Consider the following 22466-nt stretch of genomic DNA (forward strand, 5'->3'; position numbering starts at 1 on the left):
ACATTAAAACTTATATTATTAAATTCTACTTTAAAATCTTTGGAGTTAACCATCCCTCAAAACCAGACTCATTTAAGCTTAAACTCACTTTCCCTAGACTAGGATTAGCACTAATACCAGATTGAGTCTTAGAGTTTAGAGTAAAGCTCATCAGCTCATCACGGCGAAAAGCATAACACTGTACAGATTCTAGACCTGATTGTGCAATACTGTGCAATTGCTTTTTAGTCGCTTTAACACCGTCAATCGCTATAATCACATCTTTGGCAGAAATGCCCGCTTCCGCTGCTACGCTATCACGCAATACTTTGTTGACTTTCAAACCCTCTTCAGATTCAGAAACAGCCGCGCCCCACGGTAGGGTATTATCTTTTTCATCGACCTCGAAGCTAATGCCATTTGCCTCTAGAAGCTGCTGGATAGGTAGCTCTTCAACCCCATTCACATAACGCGCTTTAAAGTCTTGCCACACCGCGTTATCAATAAATTGACTGATAACTTGTGTCAAGTTATCATCATTCATACCGACACGAATACGTTTGCCAGCTTTGCCCTGTTCTTTTGCCAATTGATAAAAGGCTTTAACCACATCAAACAAGCGATACTGGCCGTCAGTATGCTGCATTAAAGTTATATCTAAACATAGCGCAACCAATGCCCCTTTGTTGTAATAACTGATACCAGCATTACCTGTATTTTCATCAGCACGATACAATTTAATCCAAGCATCAAAGCTAGATTCTGCAACACTCTGTAGCTTACGGCCATGCGTTTGGGTATAGCGATTTATTTGTCCTTGAAGCAGCTTTAGGTAGCTGTCTTTACCCACCACGCCAGACGCTTGTAGCATAAAGTCGTCAATATAAGAGGTAAAGCCTTCAAAGACCCACAATAAAGGTGTGTAGGCTTCAGTGCGCAAATTGACATCCATCATCACATCTGGACGCACGGTTTTAACCCACCATGCATGAAAGTACTCGTGACTACATAGCCCTAAAAAGCGCTGATAGTTCTCGCTTGGCTCTTTAGGCTCATCGCTGATAGGTAGATCGCTACGCGGAGTTACGAGACTCGTTGAATTAATATGCTCCAATCCGCCATAATCATTCCCACTGGCGTAAGTCATAAAAGTATAACCATCGTACTGAGCATTACCAAATGGCGCGTCACCTAACCAGCTTACATAGGTTTGGCATATTTGCTGTAAGTCTTGCTGTAGTCTACCTAAGTTCGCACTGTGTTTGCCTGAAAGATAAAACCGATGCGCTATCGTATTATGTGCATTATCATGAACGATAAAATTAAACTCATTTTGCGGCGCAATCTCAAACGGATAATCGATTAGCTCATGATAGTTCTCGGCCTGTAGATGATAATGGTGAGCGCTTTCAGTATGTAAATACGTGGCATTTAACCCACAGGCAAGCTTTACTTTTTTGTCAGTTGTATTAAGCTCATAAAACGCATGCGGCACACTTAAAATTACTTCGGCCGCTATGTCCTCTATACCCTCTACCGCTAATGTCAGTGAGGTAAAGTTACCGTATAAGCGTGTCTGATCTACATAAGCGGTGCGTACTGACAAATCATAGCAATAAACCTCATAGTTGACTCGTACGTTGCTGCCGGATTTAACGCTATCAAGTAACCACTCGTTTTTACTCACTTTAATCGCTTTTTGCGTAGTGATACTATCAACTGATGCGTCCTCTACCGTGTAGTTTACCGCAGTTATGTTGCGGGCAAACTCACGCATCAAATAGCTTCCGGGTATCCATGATGGTAGCCAGAGTAATGGTTTGTCTTGAGTAGCGGTAAAGGTCAGACTCACATCGACTACATGTTGTTTAAAGCGTTTAAAGTCTAACGTAAAGGCAAGGGTCTGATTAGATTGCTGTATGTCGGTAGCTGTGGAGTCATTTTTAATAGTATTTAAAGTCTTCATAAGGTTTTTATTTGTCTCTATTACGTCAGTGGTTAATTTGGCATTGATTTAATTGGTATTGATTTAATTGGTATTGATTAAAAAGATAATGATTTAAAAGATATTGGTTCGATAGATAACGTGTTCAAGGCTATGCTTTGCAGACTGTGTTATTGATTTAAACGAATATTTGTTGTCTTAGGGTACCAAACTCATAGCATCGTCGCTACTGCTGGACTTCTAAAATGTGCGATTAATAGGTGTTGATTGGAATAGTGTTGAATGAGATAAGCGTAGAATTTTATTTATCAATAAGTAAATATTGAATTAATTTATAATTTTGACTTGAAACCTTACGTAACAATCTCAATCTATTAGGCAAGGCAATCTTAACAAGTGTGGTATCAATTACGATTATATTGATATAATCACTTCGTTTTATTGTGCTACCCCTTTATTTGAACCCTTATTTATTTAGGAAATTTTATGACAACGATTACAAAAGATACTGCAGTAAGCTTTAATTATGTATTAAAAGACGAAAGCGGTAACGTTATCGATCAGTCGCAAGGTCAGCCATTAGCTTATTTACATGGTCATAACAACATTATCCCAGGTCTTGAAAAAGAGCTTGAAGGTAAGTCTGCAGGCGATTCGCTAACAGCAACTATTGAGCCAGCTGACGCATATGGCGAGTACCAAGAACAAGCCGTTCAGCAAGTACCGCGTAGTAACTTCCAAGGTGTTGAAGACATTCAACCAGGTATGCAGTTCCAGTCTGAAGCTGAAGGCCAAGTTATGTTGGTAACTGTTACTGACGTTAATGATGAGACAGTAACGGTCGATGCTAACCATCCTTTAGCAGGCAAAAAGCTAAACTTTGATGTTGAAGTTGTTGAAGTACGTGCTGCTACTGAAGACGAATTGAACCACGGTCATGTACATGGCGCTGGTGGCGTTGAGCACTAATCTTAACGCTATTAAAGCTATAGAATTACAAAGAGGCATTTTTAGTTAAATGGCTCTTTTTATTTGTCTAAAATTTGAGTAACTTATGACTTGAGGGCTTTTAATGCTGCTTTAGAGTTTTGTCTTTACAAATACGGCGGGCGGGAAAATGAACATGAAACGTTGAGCCTTTACCTTCTTCAGATTCAATAGTAAGCTTGGCTTTATGCTGCAACAAAACATGTTTTACAATAGCCAAACCAAGTCCCGTACCCCCAGTAGAACGAGAGCGGCCACTATCTACACGATAAAAACGCTCGGTTAATCTTCCAAGATGCGCCTCAGCAATACCTATCCCATTGTCCTGTACGCTAAATAGCGCCCCATCTTTGTAATCTTGCCAAGATAGGGTGATTTCGCCGTGTTTGGGCGTATATTTTATGGCATTAGTCACTAGATTTAATAGTGCACTATACAGATAAGACTCTGAGCCATATATGTTTTTTTGCGAATCAATATGTAAATCTATAACGTGGTTATACTCACGATTGTAGCCTTGTGCATCATCAAAAATATCGCTTAACAATTGCGGCATGTCGACACACTCTAAAGTGGTCGACTCTTCATTCTCAAGACGAGATAATAACAGCAAATCATTGATAATATGATTCATACGAACCGTTTGCTGGGTCATCAGATTAAAACCGCGTTTCCACTTTGGATCTAAATCTGGCTGGTCTGAGAAAGTTTCGATATATCCCATGAGCACCGTCAACGGGGTTCTAAGCTCATGGGAGACATTACCCACGAAGTCTTTACGCATTTGCTCTAAATGCTGTAAACGTGTGACATCATAAATAATAAGCAGCTTTTCTTGACCAAAATGTGTCACTTCACATTGCAAGTATCGTTCGTTATCTCGCCATGAGCGTAACCGTACGCCCTCATTAGGTGACACAGCATTCACATAATAGGACTGAAACTGTGGCACATCGATAAGGTTTAAGATGCTTCTGCCTTGATCTTCAGATCGTAGTTCAAGCAGTGTTTCTGCTGCTTGATTCCACCACTCCAAACTGTCATTTTCATCTAATAAGATAACGGCATCCTGTAGGGCCAATAACGAGCTTCTGATTTTTTTTACCAGACCCATCATTTTTTGATGCGTTAGTTGTTCTTGTTTTTTGCTGTCATACAGCTGATTGGCAATATGTGTCATACTGCCTGAAAAATCAGGCGGTGGTAAGGTTAAAGAATGGCTCATCCATGAATAAAATTGCTGTACTGAATACAAACGCCATATAAAATATATCAGCATGCTTGCAATAATACCCCATTCAACATGCCCAAAATAATGGCCAGCAGTTGCCCCAATAACGACCATAAATAAAAGCCATTTGAAGTCTAACCAGAATAAGGTAGAACCATTGCTTTCTGGAGCATGAGTCGTATAAGCCGTTTTGTTTTGAGAGGCAGGCAGTATCCTTGGTGCATTCCCAGTAGGCTTTAAATCGTCATCTGCAAAGTCGTCTTTAGGCAGGGTGTTAGAGGAAGGGTTAGGTCTTGCAGATTTATTTTCAATCATGCTCAATTCCACGCATGTTTAGGCACGGCAGTCTTAAAAACAGCAAAATTTAACCCAATAAGCGTAACGACGCTGGTGGTTATCAATGATTCATGACCAAATTTGTTGGCATACTGACGTCTACTATTAGATAATAAGATAATGAAATTGATCGGCATGGTTCTATGATTAGTCAATAAGGGATTAGGTTTTACTATAGATGACGTCCTGATAAAGTGCAATACGCCCTAATATAAACCCAACTTAATTGGCTTATAGTTGTTGTTATAACTGGTTTAAGCCTTAAGTGTTTAAGCCTTAAGTGTTTAAGACTTAAATGTTTCATTCTTTAAGCAGCCTCAGCCTATCTACTCTACAGTGCGTTAGCCGTGAACTTGCGTTGAGAAACGGTAGCCTGTACCCCGTACCGTTTGAATAAATCCTGAATAATCATAGGGTTCAAGCACTTTACGTAAGCGTCTGATATGCACATCAATGGTTCTATCCTCGACATAAACATTACCACCCCAGACTTGGTCGAGCAGCTGCGTTCGGGTATAAGCACGCTCTGGATGACTCATAAAAAACGCTAATAAACGATATTCGGTAGGTCCAATATCAACGGGCACACCATCTGCTGATAGACGCTGGCTTACGGGATCAAGACTTAGTCCCTCAGCCATTATGGGCTTTTCCCCTGATAAGGCACTACTACGTCTTAATACTGCTTTTATACGCGATACCAGCTCACGGGTTGAAAATGGCTTGGTAATATAATCATCCGCTCCTGCATCTAGACCTTGTACTTTATTGTCTTCTTCTCCGCGTGCAGTCAACATGATGATTGGCGTCTCAGAGAGCAGCTCATCTTTTTTTAACCGACGACACAAGTCGATACCGGATTGATTACCAGGTAACATCCAATCGAGCAAAATTAGTGAAGGTCGATGGTCGACCACTTGGTTATGAGCCTGCTGAACCTCTTCGGCCTGTAAGCACTTAAATCCTGCCATCTCTAGGGTAGTTACAATCATTTCGCGAATGGCAGGTTCATCTTCTACAACCAATATGCTTTCGGTATTCATGCTAATGCTGTCCTTAAATTTACGTCTACTCTAGCGGATATTTTTATATTAATACAAATATGACCGTTATATTACAACCTATATTTATGACAATTAGATGACAAGCTGTCTAATTATCAATCTTAAACCTCAATTAATATCTAAAATAAAGTTTATAGGCCCATCGTTGTCAGCTTTTACTAGCATATTCGCACCAAACTTGCCTTCGTGCACATTTGCATACTGCTGCCTAGCATATTCAACTAACTCATTAAATAAATTGTTGGCTGCCTCAGGCGCCATTGCGCCGCCAAAATCGGGGCGACGACCTTTGTCTGTTTTAGCCATTAAAGTAAATTGTGAAACCAACAGCAGACCGCCTTTAACTTGCTGGACATTCAAATCAAGCTTGCCCGCTTCATTGGCAAAAATTCGATAGTTTAGGATTTTATCAATCATCTTTTTGGCCGTTTGTAAGGTGTCATCAGGGCCTATACCTATATACGCCAAAATACCCTGTTCTATCTTACCAACACTTTTCTCGTCTACTATCACTTCTGATTTGGTCACTCTTTGTATCAATGCTTTCATAAACTATTCCCATACTTTCAACCTATATTAACCATGATAAAATAACCATACACTATAGCCCTACATTAGAGCACAAGGCACTAGGCACTAGGCACTAGGCACTAGGCACTAGGCATTATACAGTTTTAAGTCCAATATGACGCGTAGGGTTTGCTGAATGATCACTATTTAGATAACTATAATACAAGGATATATCATGAAAGATTATATTAAAAAACATGTGCAGCAGCTACTTAGCCGTGATGGGATATTTACCACGCTGCAACATGTTGTCCCGCAGCAAAAGCTAAGTGAAACCGCAGGACGTTTAGCAGCAAGCAACCATCCTATTGTTAAAAAAGCTTTTGTGAATACATTTGCTAAAGCTTACGGCATTACGCTTGATGAGTATGCTAGAAAGAACCTAGCCGACTTTAAAAGCTTCAATGATTTCTTTACCCGCGAGCTTGCAGAAGATGCCCGTCCTATTGATGATACAGAGCATGGTATTGTATCACCCGCTGACGGTATGATTTCGCAAATAGGACATATTAAACAAAACCAATTAATGCAAGCTAAAGGTCGGGATTATGCTGTGGACCACCTCCTTGCAGATACAGACAATGCAGATGCGAATTATTACGATTCAGGAAGCTTTGCGACAGTCTATTTAGCCCCCAGCAATTATCATAGAGTGCATATGCCCTTTGATGGCAAACTCATTGAGACCCGATATGTACCAGGTACGCTATTTTCTGTGAATAATGTCACTGCCCAAAATGTGCCCGATTTGTTCGCGCGTAATGAGCGCTTGGTATGTATATTTGAGACTCAATATGGACGTGCGGCTGTGGTATTAGTTGGCGCTATGATTGTGGCTGGTATTGAGACAGTGGCTACTGGTAAAATTGAGCGCAGTGAAAACATTCAAACCCTCAAACATACTATAAACCTCAAAAAAGGTGACGAGCTTGGCCGCTTCTATTTAGGTTCTACGGCCATAGTGGTGATGCCCAAATCTGCTGGAACGACATGGCTATCAGATCTAGAAAACGGTTCGGTCGTACAAATGGGACAGCTGTTAGGCGTTGCTGGCCTCGACAGTTAATCTTGTTTTCATCGAATTTTCATTCGTTATTCTACAATTTTGCATGGGATATTGTCATACTCCTTTAAATCCAAATTTAAATTGACTGACCCATGCCAAATTCAAAATACTCCCCTGATAGCAATACTTCTAAGACAACGTCTGATAGCAATACTTTTAAGACGACCACTGATACTATTAATACGACAAAGAATATACCGATTGCTCATATTTCAGCTGCATCAAAACCGCGAAAACGTTATAAGAGAATTAAAGGATTATTCATATTAGTATTTTTTTGGGCCATCGTGGTTTTGATTATGCCTAAAGAATCAGATGAACCGCAATTTGAAGGCGCATCCACTGCGGCTCTACAATCCGCTTCAGCATCAACATCAACATCAACATCAACATCAGACGCACTATCATCACATTCATCCGCCTTATCAATCATTGATAACACAGCAAATACTCGTGAGGATGACAGTCCTTTTGTTGCCTCTTCTATTAGTCTTGAAGACGCCTCAATCGATAAAGTATATGTCGATAAGTCGAGCCAAAGGCTGTACCTGTTACAAGATGGTGAATCAGTAAAAAGTTATCACATTGCATTAGGAGATGCACCTCAAGGTCACAAACAGCAAGAGGGCGATGAAAAAACACCAGAGGGAATCTATACCCTTGATTACAAAAATGAAAACTCTATCGCCTATCGCTCCATACATGTCAGCTATCCTAATGAAACAGATAGAGCAAATGCAGCGGCACGTGGCGTCAGTCCTGGCGGCGCTATCATGATACATGGACAAATGAACGGCTATGGCGACTTAGCGTTTATAAACCAACAGCGAAACTGGACCGATGGCTGTATGGCGGTGACTAATGACGAGATGGACGAAATAATGGGTGCGGTCAACGTGGGCACACCCATAGAAATCGTTTGGTAGTGCACATTTTTGAACGCTAGTATTGATAGCATTAAAGTTTATACTTAACTAATAACGGTAATGACCTTTAATCGGAAAACGGAACAGCCCCGCTTCTTCTTTAGTACCTTGACCGATATTATGTATGATTAGCGGGGTGCCATCGCTGGTTGTCTTATCAGATACGATACCTATATGCGGTAAGTTATTGCCCGGTAGTCGCCAACTGACGATGTCTCCTGGCATAAAACTTGACTTATCAGAGGTTGATAAGCTCCGGCCATGTCTCTCAAAAAAAGTTTCAAGATTTGGCACCCGTCTATGATCGATGTTTTTATCTGTAGACTTAAGCCCCCACAGCTTAGGATAGGCGGACCAATTTTGCTTCATATCGTGATTGACCAACTGCTGCAAGTCTATATTCTGCAAACGATACGCCCGTATTACCACATCAGTGCACACCCCAGTCGACTGATCCACATCGCCACGAGGAAACGCTAAACTTCGATAAGCAGGGTCGTAGCTAACGGTAACCCCAATTTGTTTACGGGCATCGTTCGCAAGCTTATTGCCATCACTACTCGTATTAGTTGCATGCACCATGGGACTGAACCCTATCATCCCTACGACCAGCGCACCTGCAATAAACTTATGAAGATAGCGTAGTGTCTGATAGCTAGTTTTATTAACCAGCAGCGATATTTTAGAGGTTTTTATAGTACGACAAACTTTTGAAGTAATCACGTTAGGCACTCATTTTTTGGTTATATAAATTTATTTTGTACCTATTACTATAAACTACAATCGTTAAGTCCGTATAAAAATTCATATGAAAAAACTGTGAAGGTTCATTTGTTTACATCTAGTAGACTTTTATCAGTTTTAATGTGCTTTTTCAAGTAAGCTTCAAATAACACCTTAAACCAAATAAATTTTGCTTCAACTTATTCTATTAACGTTATAAACACCGGATAGGAGCTTATATTTTAAGTCTTTCTAGTCTTTTTAGTCGTCAATCAACCAGCCTTGCTTTGTGGCATAGCCAATTTGCAAAGCTATCCAATCATGTATCGCGGGGAAACTATCTGCTATAAAAGCATGCATAGTCGCTACCTGAGAGCGCTTAACCTTATTTTCACGCCAAGTTTTACCTTGAGTATTGAGATTTAGAAGAAATGGCAACAAACGATCTACGACCTTTAACAGCTGGGTTTCTGAACTATTACCGGTCTCTTACTCATCCCATATTGCTAATAAATCCGTAATGCCATTTCCAGCAGTCGCTTGTAATCTCTTGATACCTTCTCGCTCATTGATAGGTGCCTTGTCTCGAGTTTCTGCATATAAAAAAGTATCACCCGCATCGATCTCGCCTAAATCATGTACCAGGGCAAGCTTGAGTAACTTTTCATGATTGACCTCAATCTTAAACTGCTCAGCTATAGACCAACACGCCATGGCCAAATGCCATGAATGCTCTGCTGAATTTTCTAAACGGTCAGTTTGGGTAACATAACTGCGCCGGTTAACACGTTTTAGGGCATCAAGCTCTAATAAAAAACGCGTGGTTTCATCAACGCTCTTTTTACATTCTGCAATTTTTAACATAACAACTCTTATAGATAATGACTTTTGTAGGGCGTATCCCTAATAACATTAAGATAGAAAATTAGAAAAGTTTAGTTTTAGCACACGGTCTAATGTTTTCAGTAACACACGCCTCTTAAGCAAACTTTTATTAACAGACCCTATTTTTCTAAATAATGCGTATACTGTTTTGTTATTAAACGTATTATGCTAGCAAAATACAACTTTATATTATAAAGTGCTAAACACTGTTTATATTTTATGCGATATCATCAAACCGCAATAGACAAGGAATGTCGATGCAATCTACACACCCTACTCCGCCTCCCACTTCTGTGGAACATAACCGCAAAAACCCCCAACATAAATGGCTAATTATTGCAGGCTTTTCTCTTTTGTTAGGCGTCAATCAATTCTTATGGCTAACCTTTGCAACCATTATAATTAGTACACAAGAGCATTTTGGCGTTAATGAGTTTTTTGCCAACCTATTGACGCTTATGTTCCCCATTGTATTTGTATTACTTGCAATTCATTCGGGTAAAATATTAGACAATGTGGGTTACAAAAAGATTGTCAGCTACGCCGCTGTTCTGATGCTGGTGGGTTCGATTATAAGATGGTTGGGCGCTGAAAGTTATTTGGTAGTCTTTGGCGGTCAGCTGTTGATTGCCATAGCGCAGCCTTATATCACCAATGCGATTAATCAAGTCACAACAGACTGGTTTGATAAATCACAAATTGCAACCGTTACCGGTATAATTATGGGCGGCATGTTTTTAGCCACCGCTCTTGGAGCATTTGCACCTGCTCCCCTCGTTGATCTATTTGGTTTTAAAGAGATGCTCCTGTTTAATGTCGCAATTACCGCTGTTGCAGTATTGTTCTTCTTCTTAGTGGTGGAAGAAAAGCCAAGACAGCATGCAGTTGCCATATCAATCGATGAGATTGAGTCTTTAATGCAAAACAAACGCTTATGGTTGATTTCATTGGCTGTATTTATTGCTATGGGATATTTTAATGGACTGAGTAACTGGATAGCCCCGATACTTGAACCTAGAGGCATCAGCGAAACAACAGCAGGCATTATCACTGCCATGCTTATTGTGGGCGGCATTTTAGGTGCATTAATTATTCCTTTATTATCAGATTATTTAAACAAAAGACGTATCTTTTTAATCATGGCAACCCTAGTCGGCGCTGGGGCAACCTATCCGTTACTGTATACGACTACAGGTCCAGCAGCACTGGCTGTAAGCTTCATTTTAGGCTTCTTTTTATTGGCAGGGTATCCACTGCTTATTGCAGCCGCTGAAGACACGGTTCATCCCTCGCAAGCTGCCAAAGCAGTCGCAATGCTGATGATGATGGGTAACCTTGGCGGTGTGTTTATGGTGCTATTAATGCAAGGTGTGAAAGCAGGCACAGGCAGCTGGCTACCTACAGGGTGGGTATTAATCGCCGCTGTTATATTTGCTGCGTTTTTGGTGGTAAGAATAAAGGATCGACCTGTTCTTAATGCTGAGATAGCCTAGGGGCTTAAGCAGCTGCATAGACTAAAAATTTACGCTTATAGTCATAAGTTACGTAGCCTGAGATTAAAAGCCCAAATCACTTGAGCTTTTAATCTCTAATAACGCTTTACGTTCCTTTATTTCGAACTGCATATTTTAGGTAAATTTAATTAAGTAATCTTATTTAACCAATTGGCTAATCGCTTTAAAAGCAGGGTCTTTGCTAGAGCGGCATAGTTCAAATAAGATGGCCTCTGTTGTGGTAATCACTGCACCAGCACGGCGCATACGGCGTATGGCTTGACGGCGGTCATATGAACTTCGTGAACCTGTCGCATCAGCGATAACTACGGGCTGCATCCCGATGTCTAGTAAATCAAGTACCGTTTGCATCACGCACACATGGGTCTCTACCCCAAACACGATCACTGAGATACGATTTTGTTGTGCCAAGTAATTCCAAGTTTCATCGTTATCGCAAGCACTAAACGTTACTTTCTCAATCGCCTTAAATGCTGAGCTGTCCAGTGCAGCTTTAATATCAGGTACCGTCTCCCCAAGTCCTTTCTTATACTGCTCATTTAGCAATATAGGTACGTCTAATACCTGCAATCCCTTAATAAGTGTGACTGCCTTTTCAATTATTTTTTCATGCATATGAACATGCGGCGTTAGTTTCTCTTGTACGTCAATAATTAATGCCTGACAGTTGTCTCGCAAGATGCGATAAGTTTTGTCCGTGGTCACTGTGGTATTCATAACACATCCTTTGTGCCCGAGGTTATAAAATTTAAATCGTCTTACACTCTATTAAGTCATACTAACTAAATTCGGTCAAATACTTAATTCTTAAACTTGTTAATTGATTGATTTTAAAATTATTTTATTCGGATTTATTGAACATTATCATTCTACTTCTATTCATCAATATTAACTATGGTAATTTGACGCTCGTAATAGCCCATATGACCATAATTACCAACCTTACTCACCAAAGCTTTAACACGCACTCTATTTAAGTGATAAAACGTATCAGTAACGCCCCTTTTTTTGACCAAATCATCTAAGATATGGTTAGGATCAAACACATGATACTCAATACCAGCTTTAGTCGTTAAACTAAACTGCTCTAGGGTTTTGTTAACACTGCCAATTAATATTTGCGGCTCTATAGTGTCAAGATTGGTCTTATCCGTAATATACCCCGCCATCAACTTACTGTTGGATAATAAACTTAGACCCACCCCAAATGCAGATACTAATAAAACTTTGGATAAAGTAGCTGATTTGTTTTTAGTTCTAGACGAACTGTTAGTTTTAGACGTACTTGTAGTTTTAAGCGAGCTTTTAGTAGAGTTGTTAGACATGATAGAGTGACCTGTTAGCTGTCATAGAAAGTAACTGAGAAATTAAAATTATATACACTAAGCCATTAAAGAAACAATTAAGAATAGTAGACGATAAAAAACACCTCTAACATTACGCTAGAGATGCTTAGGATACAAGATTGGTTTAAAAAAACTAGCTATTTAAACGAGTCATTAAACCAAACATTTTTTGATTAAACACGTTCAATAACGGTAGCAATACCTTGACCTAGACCAATACACATTGTGGCTAGACCAATTTCAGTATCCATTTGTTCCATTGCGTTCAATAAAGTAACTGTGATACGAGCACCTGAACACCCTAGTGGGTGACCTAGAGCAATAGCACCACCATTTACGTTAATGATGTCTTGTTTATCTAATAGGTTCAATGCTTTAAGAACGGATAGGCCTTGAGCTGCGAATGCTTCGTTAAGCTCGATAGTCTGCATGTCATCAAGACTCATACCAGCACGTTTAAGTGCTTTTTGAGTCGCAGGGACTGGACCATAACCCATGATAGCCGCATCACAACCAGCAATGGCCATACTACGGATACGAGCGCGAGGATTAAGCCCTAGGTCTTTGGCTTTTTGAGCACTCATTACTAGCATTGCAGACGCGCCATCTGATAATGCAGAAGAGGTCGCCGCTGTTACTGTACCACCTTTAGGATCAAATACTGGACGTAGCTTCGCTAGCGACTCCATAGTAGTATTGGGGCGAATCACTTCATCAACCGTACATAACTGTAAGCGACCTTGCTCATCATGACCTTCGATACCAATGATTTCATTGTCAAAACGACCTTCGGTAGTGGCTTCCCAAGCACGACGATGAGATTCATAACCAAATGCGTCTTGTTGCTCACGGGTAATACCATTCATACGGCCTAGCATTTCAGCAGTCAGACCCATCATGTTTGACGCTTTAGCATAATGCTTAGAAGCTTCAGGGTTGATATCGATGCCATGCATCATGCCGACATGACCCATGTGCTCGACACCACCGATGATGAAAACATCACCTTGGTTGGTCATGATTTGAGCAGCAGCAGTATGAAGCGCTTGCATAGATGAGCCACAAAGACGGTTCACAGTCTGGCCACCCGCTGTTTTTGGGATATCAGCTAATAAACCGATATTACGGCCAATGTTCATACCTTGCTCTAGAGTCTGGTTCACACAGCCCCAGATAACATCTTCAACCTCATTGGTATCAAAATCATTACGCTCAACCAAAGCACGTACTAGCTCTGCTGACATGCTGTCTGCACGGACATTACGGAACATACCGTTTTTTGATTTACCCATTGCAGTACGCACACCATCTACGATGACTACGTCATTTGGACTTAATGTTGTCATGTAATACTCCTTGAATCTTTTTTATGGTTAGGGCTTAGCTAAAAACTGTAATAACTGTCATTGATAATTTATAGCGATTGTGTACCAGTTTTGAGCTCCTGACGTAATCTCTCAAATAGTGCAATCAATTCATACCCATTCGCTAAAGTTGTAGTTTTAGTAAACCCTAAATAATTAGTTTTAAACGGTTATCGTATTAAGCTTTTGGGTAAAAAGTTTCGCCGGCTGCTGCCATATCACGGATCTTTTGCGGCGCTTCATAAGCTTTACCTAAGTGAGCATATTTCTCACATAATGCTAGGTAGTTATCTAAGCCAACTTGGTCGATATAACGGCATGGGCCACCACGGAATGGAGGGAATCCAACACCCATAATCATAGCCATGTCTGCCTCGCTTGGTGTCGCTACGATGTTGTCTTCTAAGCAGCGAACGGTTTCGTTACAAAAAGCGAGCATCATGCGATCGATGATGGTTTGATCATCAAACTGCTGCGTATCTGCATCAGTGGTGTCTTTAAGTAGTGCGTAAGTGGCATCATCAGCAGTTTTCTTAGGCTTACCGCGCTTGTCTGTTTCATACTTATAGAAACCTACGCCATTTTTCTGACCCAGACGCTCATTTTCATACAAGTACTTAATAGCACCTTTGTAGTCTGGCTTCATGCGATCTGGGAAGCCCTCTGCCATAACTTCTGCACCATGGACACCAGTATCTAGACCTACTACGTCGATTAGGTAAGCAGGACCCATAGGCCAGCCGAATTTTTCCATGACTTTATCAACGTGTACAAAGTCAGCGCCTTGTTTTAATAACAAATCAAACGCACCAAAGTATGGGAATAATACGCGGTTCACTAAGAAGCCTGGGCAGTCATTTACCACAACAGGTACTTTACCCATACGCTGAGCTAAAGCGACCGTAGTAGCAATCGCTTGTTCTGAAGATTTTTCACCGCGAATAACTTCGACCAATGGCATGCGGTGTACAGGGTTAAAGAAGTGCATACCAACGAAGTTTTCTGGACGATCAAGGACGGTGGCCAAGTGGGTGATAGAAATGGTTGAAGTATTCGAAGCTAAAATAGCATCTTCTTTTACTAAGCCTTCGACTTCTTTTAGAACCGCGTGCTTAACTTTTGGATTTTCTACCACCGCTTCGATAACGATATCAGTCTCACCAAAATCGCCGTAGTTAAGTGTTGGACGGATACGGCTTAGGGTTTCACCCATTTTAGCAGGGGTCATTTTCTTACGGCTAACCATTTTGCCTAGCAGCTTGCTCGCCTCGCCCATACCTAAGTCTAATTGCTCAGACTTGATATCTTTCATAATGATTGGCAGACCTTTAGAAGCTGCTTGATAAGCAATACCGCCACCCATAATACCAGCGCCAAGTACCGCAGCTTCATTAATTTCATGCGCTTGTTTTGTATGCTGCTTGGCAAGTTTCTTAACGGTTTGATCGTTTAAGAAGAGACCAACTAAGCTTTCCGCTTGTGGTGTTTTAGCTGCTTTCGCAAAACCAGCTGCTTCGACTTTGATGGCTTCATCACGGCCCAAGTTCACATGCTTTTCAATCGTTTCGATAGCAATAGCAGGTGCTGGGTACTGCTTAGGATTGGCTTTTGCAAAGATAGCACCTTTGGCACTATTAAACGCCATCGTTTGCTCTAGCTGATTAAGCTTCACAGGCTGTAGTTTCTCTTTACGTTTTGCTTGCCAGTCTAACTCGCCTGCGATGGCTTTTTTAACCAAATCAATGGCTGCGGCTTGCAAATCATCTTGAGCAACAACGGCATCAACCAAGCCTAGCTTTAAAGCTTGTTCAGGTTTTTGCGCTTTACCCGTAGCAATAAGCTCTAATGCATTATCAATACCGATAACACGTGGGGTACGTACACTACCACCAAAGCCTGGGAAGATACCTAACTGGGTTTCAGGTAGGCCGATTTGACCTTTATCGCCCATGACACGGTATTCACATACTAGCGTCATTTCACAACCACCACCTAGTGCTGCGCCATTGATGGCGGCTACTTTAGGGAATGGTAGGTCTTCAAAGCGATTAAATACATCGTTGATTTCAACGATCCATTTTTCAATCTCTTCTGCTTCTTTACTAAAGTGACCAACAAATTCTGTGATATCAGCACCAGCAATAAATACGCCTTTGCTTGAAGTAACAATAAGACCTTTTACATTATCGGCTTGCTCTAATGCAGTGACAGCTTCGTCGAATTGCGTGTTTGTTTGGGCATCAAATTTATTAACACTTTCACCTTCGGCATTAAACTGCATGTTGGCAATGCCATCATCCAATAGTGATACCGTAATGCGGTTACCTTGATATATCATGTAAATCTCCTTGTTATTTTAGCACTTTATTTTAAACCTCACGTGCAATAGCACCACGTGCAAGCTAACTTACGTTGTCGTTTATATGTTGTGATTTATATTGAGTGGTTTACCTATCCTGCTTGTTATCAATTCGTACTTATTAATTCATTCATGCTAATTATTAATTCATACTTGTTAGCAACAGATTAAATAAACGTTTGAATATAGCTAAGCATTGAAAAATTGTTAATCAGCTTTAATAAAGAGTCAACTTATATAAATTTTATATCACTTGAACCATTAAAAATGTATTAAATTAATAAGATATATTGTCTATTTATATCTAAACCTTATTATCTTTATAGTAAAGCTCTGTCTTAAAGTTGGTTAGTTTAGGGGATTTATACCCCCGCTGTCACAGCGCATTACCTGACTTACAGGTCATATATTCTTATTTAACGTTAAAATTATTTTTTGTCGGTATAATATATGGCGCTAACTATTTATAGTTACCCGTTTAACTGTGTCACTTAACATAATCGTGTCACTTAACATATAGGTTATAAACTATTTTCACTTAAGGCTTAGATTATTAAGCGCTTCAAGCATCGAGCATTGTTCCATGAGCCACAGTTCTATTACAAAACGACCCGTCATTTTTGAAAACTTTAGCCAACAGGTTATCGACACGTTACAAAGCGATATAGCGACTTTGCTAGACCACGCGAAGCTACCCAGTCCTTTAAAAGAATCGTGCGATTATGCCATGACGGGTCTAGGCAAGCGTGTTCGCCCATTATTGGTGGCGTGTGGCTATCACACTGTTCTTCAAAGTAAGCGCAATGATCAAAGTAAGCCCGCTAATCAAAGTCGAAATGAAACTGAAAACAATAGCAAATATCAGCAAAATTTAAAGGATTCAGCCAGCTTAGTTTTTAATGATAGTTTGGTCATTAATGATAACTGTCGCCGTGCCATGCTTGCTGTAGAATTTTTGCATACCTATTCTTTAATTCATGATGACCTACCTTGCATGGATGATGATGATCTACGCCGTGGCCGCCCTACTTGTCATATTCAATTTGATGAAGCCACTGCTATGCTAACGGGAGATATATTACAAACGCTAGCATTTGAGATTCTAAATGCACAAATTGGTGGTTTTGAGCCTATCTCAGATGAAGACTCTGCCAAACTATCAACTGTTTTCGCCCCTAGAGCTAGAAGAATGGTTTCAGGTCAAATGCTAGATTTAAATGCAGAAAACAAGCTGATAGACCAAGCTGAGCTTGAAGCCATACACCGTGACAAAACGGGCGCTTTGATAGAAGCGGCGGTACTGATGGGCGGTATCTGTGCTGACGCTACGCGTGATCAACTGGACTCTTTGGCCCTATTTGCCAGTAATATCGGTTTGGCTTTTCAAGTTCAAGACGACATTTTGGATGTGACCGCCAGTACAGATACTTTAGGTAAACCTGCTGGTAGCGATGAAGGGTTAAATAAATCAACATATGTTAGATTAATGGGTGTTGACACAGCTAACGACTATGCCAAGTCTTTATTTGAGGAGGCTACGCAAGCCATAGATGAGCGCTTTACGGAACAAAGCACATTAATTGCCTTAGCGGATTGGTTATGGCAACGTAAGAAATAATTCTATCACCTATCTTAAACAGTTTATTTATCTTCTTATTTACCATCTTATTGATCCTCCTATTAGGATGTTTTGTATCAATATAATCAGAGGTGTTAAGATAGGCAAAAATAAGTTATATCGTACATAAGTCATATAAAGCTAAATAGGGCACTTTTTTAAAGATACTTATAGTTATTGATTAAAAGTTATTGACTAATAATTATTGATTAATAAATGTTGAATAATATATGTAACTTAATAGTTGTCGGTTAAATTTAAAAACTGCTTAACACTACCCAGCTAGTAAAAGACAAAATGCTATTAAGGTTCGGCATTTTTTAACGTTTTTTATATAGGACCATATGGTTTTCATAATTGATTCGCTACAGCCAAAATTGCTCATCAAAGGGGTCGGAACTTACGTTCGTCAGACTCGTGCACGCTGGTATATGCGTTTTCGTCCAAGCAAATCCATTTTTAGAAAAACCGCTTTTAAATACCCTAATAAATTAAGGTCTATTTCTCTCAAAACTCCCGCCCTTAAACCCTTTATGTTCAATCTAATAGGCCGAGGCTCTATAGCACGTTATTCAAAAACTGACATAAATACACCTGTCTTACCTAAAAGACACCATAAGTATCTTAAATTATTGTGTTTGCTAAGTATTGTAGGCACGTTTACTTATGCGATACCTGCAAGTGCGGATGTATTGTCCAATATAAAACAATCGAGCCTACCTAATTCGGCTCATGTCTCAATGTCAAAAAGCTCGCAATTAGATCCCAGCGAGATAATAACAGAGCAATATCAACTAGACACAACTGCATCTGAATTAGCGAACCATACAAAATCTCAAGCGGATAACTCACAAGCGACAGATAAACGTCCAAGCCTATTAAATATATTACAGGCTGAGTATGTAATTACTCGAGGTCATATTGATACCGCTTTAAACTTGTACAAACAAGAATCTTTTAAGCAAAATTCAACAAGTGTATTTGAGCGTGCATTAGAGTTGTCTTTGTTATATGAGCCCGCAAACGAGTCATTAGCATTTGCGTCCGAATGGCAACAGCAAAACCCTGAGCATATACCTGCGCTATTTTATGTGGCACATTTATCACTAAAAGCTGGCAATTATGAATTGGCTGGTGAAGTGTTAAGCGACCTATTGGCCTATGATCCTCAAGCTGATCTTAGCGAAATACTGCAAGGCATTTATCCCACTACAACAAACGATCAGCGCTTATTATTATTAACGCTGATGAATTTACCTAAGCATGATAATCCTTCTATCCTTGTCATGCAGGCGGGACTACTGTCTCAATTGGGTCACGCAGATATCGCCTTAATAAGTGTGAATCGCGCACTAAGGTCACTCCCAAATAATTCAGCATTCATCATATTAAAAGCAGATGTATTAAAACAACTGCAATCCGATCAAGACGTTTTGGCTTATGTGAGTAAGCATCGCAAGCGACTAAAAGACAGTAAAGCCTTATATTTGTACGAGATTAGATATCGCTTAGATTTAGGACAGACTAAAAAAGCTTGGGAGCTTTTATTAAAAGCCAATGATTTATTCCATGACGACGAGGTGACGTTACTGGCAGCTTTAGTCAGTATCGATGTTCAAGCCTATAAAGAAGCCGATGAGTTACTCTCAAGCCTTGCAGCATCCCCCTATTATATCGACCAAGCCTATTATTATTTAGGTATCAGCGCTGAGCGACAACAAAAGTATGATCGTGCTGAGCGTTTTTTATCAAAAGTCATGCAAGAAGACCTTGTCCTCAAATCAAGACAAAAACTTGTGTCTATACAGTTATTGCGTAATCAGCCTGATAGAGCGCTTGATACCCTGACTAAATTAAGTCAAGAGTTTGAGGTTTTTGCCCCAGATAGCGCCATTATGCAGGCAGATATCTTGCGACAACAAAACAGACCTGTTGAAGCCAAAAAGATATTAGAAGATACCAACCTCAAATTTCCAGATGACACCAAGTTGTTGTTCGCGCGTACACAAATACTGGATAACGAACATGATACGCTACTGAAAAAGAAGCTACTTGATAGATTGCTACTATTAGATCCTGAAAATATAGATTACAACTTAGCGAAAGCCGTCTTATTACTTGAAACAGGGGATGAGTATGATATTAATATGGCGCTAGATATGGCGCAGTCCATTATAGATATTCCATATGAGTCACCTTTATTTGATCAAGATAATTATTTGTCAGCTTTAAATATTATTGCAGCGAATGCGCTATCTGAACAGCGCTATAACACGGTGATATCACTACTTGAAATCAACTATGAAACGTCACCCACACTTGATTCAGGTATTATATTACTGCGTGCTTATCAAGGCTTAGATCAAGATGACAAAGTGACTGCCTTATTAAACGATTTAAAAAGCCGTTTCGCTTTAGGGCATCAAGATATAAATGACCGCTTACAATCCTATTGATTATTTTGACGTCGTCATTCTTATTAGGAGTTAAAGCCAGACTAAGCGCTATATAAACTCTATTTTAGATAATTTATAAACTTTATACTGTCCCTATTGTAGTAACTCATATAAGACACTCATACATATCTCCCAAGGAACATCATGTCAGGTTTACCGTTTGTTAATCACGCTTCAAAAACCAGCCCGCATTTAAAAGCCAATCCGCTTCTATTCGCCGCTAGTGCGTGCTACACACAAGAGAGCAACAAACTAAGCTCATGTAGTCAAAACCCTCTTAAACAAAGTACTGTTGATCAAACAACTACAGTAGTAGGTCGTCGCTTTTTAATGGCGATACTAGCTACTGGGGCTATGGTACTAACAGGCTGTCAAACCATGCAAGCGTCTTCAACAAACACTAATGCAAACACAGGTATGAATGCATCCACTGACAGTTATCCCCATTTACTACAGAGTTTTAATATTCGCGGTAAAATCGGAGTAACGACGCCTGAAACGCAAAATACAGCAGCTCAGTCTGGCAGTGCATTTTATGTCTGGGCACAAGAAGATGATCGTTTTGCAATTGACCTCACAGGCGCTCTGGGTATAGGGCATACCGTTATTGAGTATAATGGTGTTGAAGCGACGTTAGTGAATAAAGAGGCGGGTCAAATCTTGGCGAGTGACCCAGAACAGTTACTCCTACAAGCCACAGGATGGCAAGCGCCTATATCTCAACTGCGTTATTGGATATCTGGACGCCCCGCACCGTCTGATAGCAACAGCCGCCTAGATGAGCAAGGTCGTATTGCGGCGTCAAGCAATGCAGGTTGGGATGCGTCATTTAGCTATAAAAACGACCACAGCATTAGGCCCAGTAAGATTAAAGTGGTCCGCACAGATGGACATCGTGTCATTATGACCATAAACCATACTCAGTAGCTTTTTATGTCTATTTTACCAGTTGTTTTTTGGTCGCTTTTTCAGTTGCCTTCTTGTCAGTAGCATACTAAATTGGCTAGTAGGGCTATAGATTTGCATTTAACTCATTCTACTCATATAGACGACGATATGACGATACCGCAAAGTTTGTGCTTGTTTTCTCCAGCAAAAGTCAACCTGTTTTTACATATTACGGGCAAACGAGACGATGGCTATCATAATCTACAGAGTGTCTTTAGATTATTAAATTGGGGAGATACTTTAGAGTTTAATATAACACCGCAAATCTTTAATCCATATGCTGTACTAGATCATACCAATATGCCCATTCGTTTGCATAGCAATGTTGCAGTAACCGATGATATAAATGACAACCTTATTACCAAAGCCTCGCTCGCGCTTATAGACTCATTAAAACATCAGATTAGCACCCAAATCGATGCAGACATTCATTCGCAGTCAGCGTTAACAACATCAACAGCGACGCTTGAACCCAATCTGCAGGCAGGCTTACCTGATCGTATGCCCGTTATAGATATAACACTCCATAAAGTTTTGCCTACAGGGGCAGGCTTAGGAGGCGGCTCTTCGAATGCAGCAGCCACTCTGGTTGCGCTAAACCAGCTTTGGGGTATCGGGTTAGGCAACACTGAACTGATCAAAATTGGTGCAACTGTTGGTGCTGATGTGCCCATTTTTATATTTAATAACGATGCCATTGCTGAGGGCATCGGCGACAAGCTAATACCTATTTTACTGCCTCACCAACATTACTTGTTACTAAATCCAAATGCGCATGCTTCCACGCAAGCGTTGTTTTCGCATCCCGCGCTAAACCGAAATATGCAAAGATTAAGTGTATCCCAAATTGTTGACCAACAAGATGACTTTTTAGGGCAGCTTAATAATCCGTTTACCAATGTATTTGAGCCTATTGTTACCGACATGGTAGTAGAAGTACAATCGGCCTTAATCTATCTAAAAACCCTAGAAAGCTTAACAGGTACTACGGCGCGTATGACGGGCACAGGTAGCAGTGTATTTTTACCAATACCTACTAATAAGCTAGATTTAATAAAAGATTATATCGCTCATGATCCTGACATCCCTTGTCATGCTATTATCACTGAGGCTTTATGAATATTGCTATGGTTCAGCAGTTTTTAGTAC

The 22466-nt window shown here is 40.2% G+C and carries 17 protein-coding genes and 1 pseudogene; 8 read left to right on the forward strand and 10 right to left on the reverse strand.

The genetic code is table 11. The features are described from left to right. Positions 1–25 precede the first annotated feature (25 nt). Positions 26–1945 (reverse strand): M61 family metallopeptidase, encoded by a 1920-nt coding sequence (locus AC2SLP_RS08985; protein WP_486536337.1) that lies wholly within the window; start codon positions 1943–1945, stop codon positions 26–28. 465 nt (positions 1946–2410) lie between these two features. Between AC2SLP_RS08985 and AC2SLP_RS08990 the strand changes: the two genes are divergently transcribed. After that, positions 2411–2893, forward strand: a complete 483-nt coding sequence (locus AC2SLP_RS08990; RefSeq protein WP_486536338.1) for an FKBP-type peptidyl-prolyl cis-trans isomerase — start codon at positions 2411–2413, stop codon at positions 2891–2893. Between the two features lie 100 nt (positions 2894–2993). On the opposite strand, the gene phoR is transcribed toward AC2SLP_RS08990, so the two are convergent. From phoR to dtd, 3 genes are all read right to left on the reverse strand, one after another. Further along, positions 2994–4457, reverse strand: a complete 1464-nt coding sequence (gene phoR, locus AC2SLP_RS08995) for a phosphate regulon sensor histidine kinase PhoR (RefSeq protein ID WP_486536339.1) — start codon at positions 4455–4457, stop codon at positions 2994–2996. 362 nt (positions 4458–4819) lie between these two features. Further along, positions 4820–5521, reverse strand: a complete 702-nt coding sequence (gene phoB, locus AC2SLP_RS09000; protein WP_486536340.1) for a phosphate regulon transcriptional regulator PhoB — start codon at positions 5519–5521, stop codon at positions 4820–4822. 129 nt (positions 5522–5650) lie between these two features. Beyond that, positions 5651–6091 carry a D-aminoacyl-tRNA deacylase gene (dtd, locus tag AC2SLP_RS09005; RefSeq protein WP_486536341.1) on the reverse strand — a complete coding sequence of 147 codons (441 nt, stop codon included), beginning with the start codon at positions 6089–6091 and terminating at the stop codon, positions 5651–5653. 196 nt (positions 6092–6287) lie between these two features. Here dtd and asd point away from each other — a divergent pair, with 196 nt between their 5' ends. Both asd and AC2SLP_RS09015 read left to right on the forward strand, forming a co-directional pair. After that, positions 6288–7178, forward strand: coding sequence for an archaetidylserine decarboxylase (gene asd, locus AC2SLP_RS09010; protein ID WP_486536342.1), 891 nt, complete (start codon positions 6288–6290; stop codon positions 7176–7178). A 92-nt stretch (positions 7179–7270) separates the two neighbouring features. After that, the gene (locus AC2SLP_RS09015) at positions 7271–8104 is read left to right on the forward strand and encodes a L,D-transpeptidase family protein (RefSeq protein ID WP_486536343.1); all 834 of its coding nucleotides are present in this window, start codon (positions 7271–7273) and stop codon (positions 8102–8104) included. A gap of 48 nt (positions 8105–8152) precedes the next feature. Here AC2SLP_RS09015 and AC2SLP_RS09020 read toward each other — a convergent pair whose 3' ends face one another. Beyond that, a complete protein-coding gene (locus tag AC2SLP_RS09020; protein WP_486536344.1) occupies positions 8153–8827 on the reverse strand; it encodes a DUF1287 domain-containing protein in 675 nt (224 codons plus the stop codon). Between the two features lie 261 nt (positions 8828–9088). After that, positions 9089–9691: pseudogene (locus tag AC2SLP_RS09025) on the reverse strand (HD domain-containing protein). A 278-nt stretch (positions 9692–9969) separates the two neighbouring features. Here AC2SLP_RS09025 and AC2SLP_RS09030 point away from each other — a divergent pair. Continuing rightward, positions 9970–11205: an MFS transporter gene (locus AC2SLP_RS09030; RefSeq protein ID WP_486536345.1), complete on the forward strand. Its 1236-nt coding sequence runs from the start codon at positions 9970–9972 to the stop codon at positions 11203–11205. A gap of 159 nt (positions 11206–11364) precedes the next feature. On the opposite strand, the gene AC2SLP_RS09035 is transcribed toward AC2SLP_RS09030, so the two are convergent. The 4 genes from AC2SLP_RS09035 to fadB all read right to left on the reverse strand — a co-directional run bounded on the left by AC2SLP_RS09035 (position 11365) and on the right by fadB (position 16274). After that, complete coding sequence (locus AC2SLP_RS09035) at positions 11365–11943, reverse strand: isochorismatase family protein (RefSeq protein ID WP_486536346.1); 579 nt, start codon at positions 11941–11943, stop codon at positions 11365–11367. Positions 11944–12101: 158 nt separating this feature from the next. Then, positions 12102–12551 carry a hypothetical protein gene (locus tag AC2SLP_RS09040; RefSeq protein ID WP_486536347.1) on the reverse strand — a complete coding sequence of 150 codons (450 nt, stop codon included), beginning with the start codon at positions 12549–12551 and terminating at the stop codon, positions 12102–12104. Positions 12552–12745: 194 nt separating this feature from the next. Next, positions 12746–13918 (reverse strand): acetyl-CoA C-acyltransferase FadA, encoded by a 1173-nt coding sequence (fadA, locus tag AC2SLP_RS09045; protein WP_486536348.1) that lies wholly within the window; start codon positions 13916–13918, stop codon positions 12746–12748. 196 nt (positions 13919–14114) lie between these two features. Beyond that, positions 14115–16274, reverse strand: a complete 2160-nt coding sequence (gene fadB / locus AC2SLP_RS09050; RefSeq protein ID WP_486536349.1) for a fatty acid oxidation complex subunit alpha FadB — start codon at positions 16272–16274, stop codon at positions 14115–14117. Between the two features lie 604 nt (positions 16275–16878). Here fadB and AC2SLP_RS09055 point away from each other — a divergent pair. The 4 genes from AC2SLP_RS09055 to ispE all read left to right on the forward strand — a co-directional run bounded on the left by AC2SLP_RS09055 (position 16879) and on the right by ispE (position 22436). Next, on the forward strand, positions 16879–17913 hold the full coding sequence (locus tag AC2SLP_RS09055) for a polyprenyl synthetase family protein (protein WP_486536350.1): 1035 nt from the start codon (positions 16879–16881) through the stop codon (positions 17911–17913). 344 nt (positions 17914–18257) lie between these two features. Continuing rightward, on the forward strand, positions 18258–20369 hold the full coding sequence (locus AC2SLP_RS09060) for a tetratricopeptide repeat protein (protein WP_486536351.1): 2112 nt from the start codon (positions 18258–18260) through the stop codon (positions 20367–20369). 144 nt (positions 20370–20513) lie between these two features. Continuing rightward, on the forward strand, positions 20514–21296 hold the full coding sequence (gene lolB / locus AC2SLP_RS09065; RefSeq protein ID WP_486536352.1) for a lipoprotein insertase outer membrane protein LolB: 783 nt from the start codon (positions 20514–20516) through the stop codon (positions 21294–21296). A 129-nt stretch (positions 21297–21425) separates the two neighbouring features. After that, on the forward strand, positions 21426–22436 hold the full coding sequence (gene ispE, locus AC2SLP_RS09070) for a 4-(cytidine 5'-diphospho)-2-C-methyl-D-erythritol kinase (protein WP_486536353.1): 1011 nt from the start codon (positions 21426–21428) through the stop codon (positions 22434–22436). Positions 22437–22466 lie beyond the last annotated feature (30 nt).

It is taken from the genome of Psychrobacter sp. CX21 (assembly GCF_057396255.1).

Coding starts and splice junctions, on each gene's coding strand:
- AC2SLP_RS08990 (WP_486536338.1), top strand. CDS start 2,411: ATGACAACGATTACAAAAGATACTGCAGTAAGCTTTAATTATGTATTA.
- AC2SLP_RS09030 (WP_486536345.1), top strand. CDS start 9,970: ATGCAATCTACACACCCTACTCCGCCTCCCACTTCTGTGGAACATAAC.
- fadB (WP_486536349.1), bottom strand. CDS start 16,274: ATGATATATCAAGGTAACCGCATTACGGTATCACTATTGGATGATGGC.
- AC2SLP_RS08985 (WP_486536337.1), bottom strand. CDS start 1,945: ATGAAGACTTTAAATACTATTAAAAATGACTCCACAGCTACCGACATA.
- AC2SLP_RS09055 (WP_486536350.1), top strand. CDS start 16,879: ATGAGCCACAGTTCTATTACAAAACGACCCGTCATTTTTGAAAACTTT.
- AC2SLP_RS09035 (WP_486536346.1), bottom strand. CDS start 11,943: ATGAATACCACAGTGACCACGGACAAAACTTATCGCATCTTGCGAGAC.
- AC2SLP_RS09060 (WP_486536351.1), top strand. CDS start 18,258: ATGGTTTTCATAATTGATTCGCTACAGCCAAAATTGCTCATCAAAGGG.
- asd (WP_486536342.1), top strand. CDS start 6,288: ATGAAAGATTATATTAAAAAACATGTGCAGCAGCTACTTAGCCGTGAT.
- AC2SLP_RS09015 (WP_486536343.1), top strand. CDS start 7,271: ATGCCAAATTCAAAATACTCCCCTGATAGCAATACTTCTAAGACAACG.
- phoB (WP_486536340.1), bottom strand. CDS start 5,521: ATGAATACCGAAAGCATATTGGTTGTAGAAGATGAACCTGCCATTCGC.
- lolB (WP_486536352.1), top strand. CDS start 20,514: ATGTCAGGTTTACCGTTTGTTAATCACGCTTCAAAAACCAGCCCGCAT.
- phoR (WP_486536339.1), bottom strand. CDS start 4,457: ATGATTGAAAATAAATCTGCAAGACCTAACCCTTCCTCTAACACCCTG.
- fadA (WP_486536348.1), bottom strand. CDS start 13,918: ATGACAACATTAAGTCCAAATGACGTAGTCATCGTAGATGGTGTGCGT.
- AC2SLP_RS09040 (WP_486536347.1), bottom strand. CDS start 12,551: ATGTCTAACAACTCTACTAAAAGCTCGCTTAAAACTACAAGTACGTCT.
- ispE (WP_486536353.1), top strand. CDS start 21,426: ATGACGATACCGCAAAGTTTGTGCTTGTTTTCTCCAGCAAAAGTCAAC.
- dtd (WP_486536341.1), bottom strand. CDS start 6,091: ATGAAAGCATTGATACAAAGAGTGACCAAATCAGAAGTGATAGTAGAC.